The following is a 6387-nucleotide window of genomic DNA, read 5'->3' as shown; positions in this document are numbered from 1 at the left end:
ACATCACCATGGACCAGTAATTTCTTTTGCACCTCATTCATTCGGTTTCTCGCCTCCTGGTTGGTTTGTTTGTTTTGGTCTATTATTTTTTTACCAGGAGGCTTTTTTATTGGCAACACCTACCTTAATTCATTACAGGAATGCTTCGTAAAAAATAGTGTAGCACTATTGCTTTTATAAGGGGAATTGTGATAGCATAATAACGTTACCGGAGGGCTTTTATGCGTTTACAAAAATACCTGGCCCGGGCGGGGGTGGCTTCCCGGCGTCATGCCGAGGAGATGATCCGGGCCGGCCGGGTAAGGGTCAATGGCCAAATTGTGACGGCTATGGGTCTAAGAATAGAGCCGGGCCAGGACGAGGTAACTGTTGATGGCCGGCCTGTTACCGGGCCGGGAGAGAAAATTTATGTCTTACTATATAAGCCGCCCGGCTATGTAACAACGGTCTCTGACCCCCAGGGGCGGCCTAAAGTCATTGACCTGGTCAAGGACATAACTGCTAGATTATATCCTGTCGGCCGCCTGGATTATGCTACCGAAGGCCTTTTATTACTTACCAATGATGGAGAATTGACCTTAAGGCTCACCCACCCGCGCTATCGTATACCTAAAACTTATCTGGCCCTGGTAAAAGGAGTGCCGGATGCTAATACTATTACCCATTTACGCCGGGGTGTCAAGCTGGAAGATGGCCTGACCGCCCCGTCGGGCGTACGGATCCGCCGGGTTAACCAGGGTAATGCCCTGCTGGAATTAACTCTGCGGGAAGGACGCAAACGAGAAGTAAGACGCATGCTGGCCACAGTAGGTCACCCTGTAATCTGGCTGAAACGCATAAAATTTGCCTTTCTCACCCTGAAAGGGTTAAAACCGGGAGAATATCGCAGCCTTACACCTGCCGAAGTAGCCCGGCTGTATCGCCTGGTGGGTTTAGATTTTCCTCCTCGCTGAAAGGATACTGGTGTGGTAAAATAAGGTGAAAAAGAGAGGAGGGAAAGCATTTGGCAGGTTTAGAGCAGGGGCTGGTCCAGGTCTATACTGGCGAGGCTAAAGGCAAGAGTACGGCCGCCTTTGGCCTGGCCTTAAGGGCCTGCGGGCACGGGCTCAAGGTACTGATTGTCCAGTTTATGAAAACGCCTGACTACGGCGAACATAAGGCCTTCCCGCGGCTTGCGCCGGAGGTAGAAGTAAAAACCTTTGGCCGCAAAGGTTTCATCCACCGGGGCGGCGCCAGGCCTGAAGATTACGAGCAGGCCAGGGCGGCCCTGGCCTTTGCCCGGGAAGCCATGCTTGGCGGCAGGGTGGACATCCTGATCCTGGATGAAATAAACAACGCCCTTTATTTCGGCCTGTTAACAGAAGAAGAAGTCCTGGCTTTCCTGGCGGAGCGGCCGCCGCAGGTGGAAGTCGTCCTCACCGGCCGCAATGCCCCGGCGGGGATTATTGCTGCCGCCGACCTGGTAACGGAAATGCGCCAGGTAAAACATCCTTACGAAAAGGGGATAAAGGCCAGGAAAGGGATCGAATACTAAGATCAAAAAACGTTGAATTTTACTCCCCGGGCAGGAATTTCCGCGTCAGGTGCGAATATGTAAGTTTAATACATTTTACAGGAGGTGAATTCCTGGCCGGCTTTTTGGGGTCAGGAGAAAAGTGGCCGTAGTGTATTATGATCAGGATGCCGACCTGGGCGTCCTTAAAGGCAAAAAAATCGCCATCATGGGCTATGGCAGCCAGGGACATGCCCAGGCGCAAAACTTAAAGGACAGTGGCCTAGATGTAGTCGTAGGTCTGCGTCCTGGAAGCAAATCCCGGGCAGCAGCTGAGGCGGCGGGCCTGACGGTAAAGACGGTGTCTGAAGCCGCGGCCGCAGCCGATATTATCCAGATTTTGCTACCGGACGAAACCCAAGCCAGGGTCTATCGCGAGGAGATCGCCCCGCACCTTACAGCAGGCAAGGTACTTATGTTCTCCCACGGGTTTAATATTCACTTCAACCAGATTGTGCCGCCGGCGGATGTGGATGTCATTATGGTTGCTCCGAAAGGACCTGGTCACCTGGTACGTCGTATGTATGTTGAAGGCCAGGGGGTACCGGCCCTTCTAGCCATTTACCAGGATGCCAGCGGCAGGGCTAAAGAAATCGGCCTGGCTTATGCTAAAGGAATAGGTGCTGCCCGGGCCGGCGTAATTGAAACTACTTTCAAAGAGGAAACCGAAACTGACTTGTTTGGTGAACAGGCCGTCCTCTGCGGCGGGGCTACGGCCCTGGTCAAGGCCGGCTTCGAGATCCTGGTGGATGCAGGCTACCAGCCGGAAATTGCTTACTTTGAATGCCTGAACGAGCTGAAGCTTATTGTTGACCTCATGTATGAAGGCGGCATCAAGTATATGCGCTATTCCATCAGCGACACGGCTGAGTACGGCGATGTCACCAGGGGACCCAGAATTATTGACGACCATGTCCGGGCCACCATGAAGGCCATTCTCAAAGAGATCCAGGACGGCGTCTTTGCCAGGGAGTGGATCCTGGAAAACCAGGCCGGCAGGCCGAGCTTTAATGCTTTAAGAAAAAAGGAACGGGAGCACCTCATCGAACAGGTCGGCGATACCTTACGGGAAATGATGCCCTGGCTGAAGAAGTAAAGCAGTCAGGGAAGCAAACGGGGTCTGGGAAGCCCTGGGAATTTCCCGGGGCTTTAATCATTAATTTTCCTTGGTGAAAGGAGTGGCTAAGGAATAATTTGGTAATAATAAAAGCGGCTAAAGTAAAATTTTTCGAAGGGGAGGAAGTTTTGTGGAACTCATAGCACCTGTAGCAGGGATACTGGCACTTGTGTTTGCTTTTTACCTCACCAACAAGATTAACAGGGCCGATCCAGGGAACGCGCGCATGCAGGAAATAGCGGCAGCCATCCACGAAGGGGCCATGGCTTTTTTAATGAGGGAATACCGTACGTTGTTCTTTTTTGTTCTGGGTATGGCGGCTCTAATCGTAATTACCGGCCTTGTTACCCAGGGCGCTGAAAGCATGCAGCCGGTAACGGCCGTTGCTTATGTGGCCGGAACCCTTTGCTCTATTGGCGCCGGCTATATTGGTATGCAGGTTGCTACCAGGGCCAACGTCCGGACGGCCAATGCTGCCCGCCACAGTTCCAACGCTGCCCTGGAGATAGCCTTTTCCGGCGGTTCAGTCATGGGTATGGCTGTAGTGGGTCTTGGCCTTTTAGGCCTTGGTATTGTTAATCTCATTTTTAAAAATCCCAGTATCGTCAATGGCTTCGCCCTGGGGGCCAGCTCCATTGCCCTTTTTGCCCGGGTGGGAGGTGGTATTTACACCAAGGCGGCTGACGTTGGCGCGGACCTGGTAGGTAAAGTTGAAGCTGGTATACCGGAAGATGACCCTCGTAACCCTGCTGTGATTGCCGATAACGTCGGCGATAATGTTGGCGACGTAGCCGGTATGGGAGCGGATCTTTTTGAATCGTACGTTGGTTCAGTTATCTCCGGTATTGCCCTGGCGGCAACTTTAAATATCCCCAATGGTACCCTGGTACCCCTGATGATTGCCGCTGCCGGCATTTTATCTTCCATTATCGGCGCCTTCTTTGTCCGGACCAGCGAGGGGGCCAATGCCCAGCAGGCTTTAAATACCGGCACCATGGTAGCGAGTATCCTGGCGATTATAGGTACATTCCTGGCTACCCGCCTGTTACCTTCTCAATTTGTTGTCGGTTCTGCTACCTATACTTCCCTGGGGGTATTTATAGCCACCATAGCCGGTCTTATTGCCGGAGTTCTCATTGGCCGCATTACCGAATATTATACTTCCGGCGATTATGAACCGGTGAAAGAAATTGCCAAAGCTTCCCAAACGGGTACTGCCACCAATATTATTGAAGGTCTGAGTACCGGTATGCTGAGTACCGTTTTACCCATTCTGGTAATTATCATTGCTATCCTTGCTGCCTACCATTTTGCTGGCCTCTACGGCATTGCCCTGGCGGCAGTAGGGATGCTGTCTACCACCGGAACCACGGTAGCAGTGGATGCCTATGGACCTATTGCCGATAATGCTGGCGGCATTGCCGAAATGGCGGAACTGGATCCTAAAGTACGCAAGATTACCGATGCCCTGGATTCAGTTGGCAATACTACTGCTGCCATTGGTAAAGGTTTTGCCATTGGCTCGGCAGCGTTAACAGCTCTGGCCCTGTTTTCTGCCTACACGGCTGCTGCCAGGATTACGACTATTGACCTTACTGATCCTAAAGTGGTGAGCGGCCTCTTTATCGGCGGCATGCTCCCTTTTCTCTTTGGTGCCTTGACAATGAAGGCAGTGGGGCGGGCTGCCTTCCATATGATTGAAGAGGTGCGCCGGCAGTTTAAATCCATTCCGGGTTTAATGGAAGGTAAAGCCCGGCCGGATTATGCCCGTTGTGTAGCCATCAGTACCGGAGCAGCCTTGAAAGAAATGATTATCCCTGGATTACTGGCCGTTGTGGTTCCTCTGGCAGTAGGATTGATCCCGGGCCTTGGTAAAGAAGCCCTGGGCGGCCTGCTTGCCGGAGCTACGGTAACAGGCTTTTTACTGGCAGTAATGATGGCTAATGCTGGCGGGGCCTGGGATAACGCTAAGAAGTATATTGAAGGCGGGAACTTCGGCGGTAAAGGTTCGCCGGCCCATGCAGCGGCCGTCAATGGGGATACTGTAGGCGATCCATTTAAAGATACATCAGGGCCGGCCATGAACATTTTAATTAAGCTTATGACCATTGTTTCCCTGGTGTTTGCGCCTTTGTTTATGCAACTATAAGGGTTGTGCTAACCGGTAAGAATCGTAAGCGACATCAGCGCTTAAAAGCCCTTATCCCACGTGGGGACAAGGGCTTTTTTCTAGGGAAAAATTATCAAGCACCATTCTCCCAAAACCCTTACCCCCGCCACGTTGTTCGTAAAAATAGAACCAGGATCGTATATATTTCTAAACGGCCAACAAGCATCAACCATGATAGTAAATACTTGGCTGCTGCAGGTAAATGGGCATAGTTCTGGGCCGGGCCAACAGCGCCCAGGCCGGGGCCAACGTTCCCCAAAGTAGCTGCCACTGCACTGGCTGCTTCTTCTAATTTAAGAGGTGTTAAAGACATGAGTAAGGTACCCAGGGCAAACAACAGCAGATAGAACCCTATAAATTGGAGGATATTTAACACTAAAGGCTCCTTTACTATGCCTACATTGCTAAAACGAACTGGTACTACGGCGTGGGGATGAACGGCACGAAATAGTTCTGCGATACCATTTTTTAATAACACCATCAGACGCCCTACTTTAATTGAACCGCCTGTTGAACCGGTGCAGCCTCCCACAAACATTAACAAAAAGAGCAGGGTACGTGATAGGTTAGGCCATTGATTAAAGTCCACCGTAGCATAGCCCGTGGTAGTAACGATAGAAACTACCTGGAAGGCAGCCATGCGCAAGAGATTTTCTCCCGGCTTAAAACCTGCCAGGGATAGATCAACAACAATAATGATAAAGGCTGCCAAAATTATAGCACTATATAATTTAAACTCCGGGTTAAGCCAGAAATAAAAGGGATTCCTGAGCTTCACGGCCTGGTAATAAAGGGCAAAATTAACACCGGCCAAAAACATAAAGATAATAATAATCCACTGTATAAGGGGACTGTTATAATAGCCAATACTGGCATTTTTGGTGGAAAAGCCCCCTGTAGCCATGGTCCCGAAAGTATGGACAACGGCTTCGTATAAAGGCATACCTGAGAATAAGAGGAGTAAAATTTCCAGGGCGGAAAGGATAATATAGGTCAGCCAGAGGATTATCGCCGTTTCCTGGATACGTGGCTTTATTTTCTCTGTAACCGGACCGGGAGCTTCGGCCTGGATCATTTGTAATCCTCCGGAACCTAACTGGGAAAGAAGGGCAACAAAAAGGACCACTATTCCCATGCCACCGAGCCAGTGGGTAAGACTACGCCAGAAAAGAATAGAGCGGGAATGGGCTTCAATGTCGGTCATCACACTAGCGCCGGTAGTAGTAAACCCGGAAATTGTTTCAAAGATGGCATCGGCAAAATTAGGAAAGGTACCGGCAAAAATGTAAGGCAAACTACCAAAGATTGCAGCTGCCACCCAACTTAAGGCAACTACCGCATAACCCTCACGGCGACGGATCTCGCCATTATGACAGGGCCAGTAACTTAAAGGGATGCCTACGGCCAGGGTTATCGCGGCACTGTAAGTAAAGGCCAACCAATCCTTTTCCCGGAAATAAAGGGCTAATACCAGGGGAATCAGCAAAGCCAACCCAATTAAAATTATAACTTTCCCCAAAAGCTGGAGGACCACTCTGCAGCGCATTT

The 6387-nt window shown here is 50.7% G+C and carries 5 protein-coding genes; 4 read left to right on the top strand and 1 reads right to left on the bottom strand.

Features of this window, described 5'->3' with window-relative positions; genetic code table 11:
• The first annotated feature begins 221 nt into the window (after positions 1 to 221).
• The 4 genes from MOST_RS08045 (at position 222) to MOST_RS08030 (ending at position 4818) form a co-directional block, all read left to right on the top strand.
• Positions 222 to 953 carry a pseudouridine synthase gene (locus tag MOST_RS08045; RefSeq protein WP_054938439.1) on the top strand — a complete coding sequence of 244 codons (732 nt, stop codon included), beginning with the start codon at positions 222 to 224 and terminating at the stop codon, positions 951 to 953.
• A 50-nt stretch (positions 954 to 1003) separates the two neighbouring features.
• Entirely contained in the window at positions 1004 to 1534 is a 531-nt protein-coding gene (gene cobO, locus MOST_RS08040; protein WP_054938440.1) for a cob(I)yrinic acid a,c-diamide adenosyltransferase, read from the top strand.
• 121 nt (positions 1535 to 1655) lie between these two features.
• Positions 1656 to 2648, top strand: a complete 993-nt coding sequence (ilvC, locus tag MOST_RS08035; RefSeq protein ID WP_054938441.1) for a ketol-acid reductoisomerase — start codon at positions 1656 to 1658, stop codon at positions 2646 to 2648.
• Between the two features lie 151 nt (positions 2649 to 2799).
• Entirely contained in the window at positions 2800 to 4818 is a 2019-nt protein-coding gene (locus tag MOST_RS08030; RefSeq protein ID WP_054938442.1) for a sodium-translocating pyrophosphatase, read from the top strand.
• A 118-nt stretch (positions 4819 to 4936) separates the two neighbouring features.
• Here the strand turns inward: MOST_RS08030 and MOST_RS08025 are convergent, their stop codons facing one another.
• Positions 4937 to 6385, bottom strand: coding sequence for a TrkH family potassium uptake protein (locus tag MOST_RS08025; protein WP_054938443.1), 1449 nt, complete (start codon positions 6383 to 6385; stop codon positions 4937 to 4939).
• Positions 6386 to 6387: the final 2 nt, after the last annotated feature.

The sequence above is a fragment of the Neomoorella stamsii genome (genome assembly GCF_002995805.1).
In the GTDB taxonomy this organism is placed as follows: Bacteria; Bacillota; DSM-521; order Neomoorellales; family Neomoorellaceae; genus Neomoorella; species Neomoorella stamsii.
Note: the sequence above shows the minus strand (reverse complement) of the source record. Positions and strands in the feature narration are given on the sequence as shown.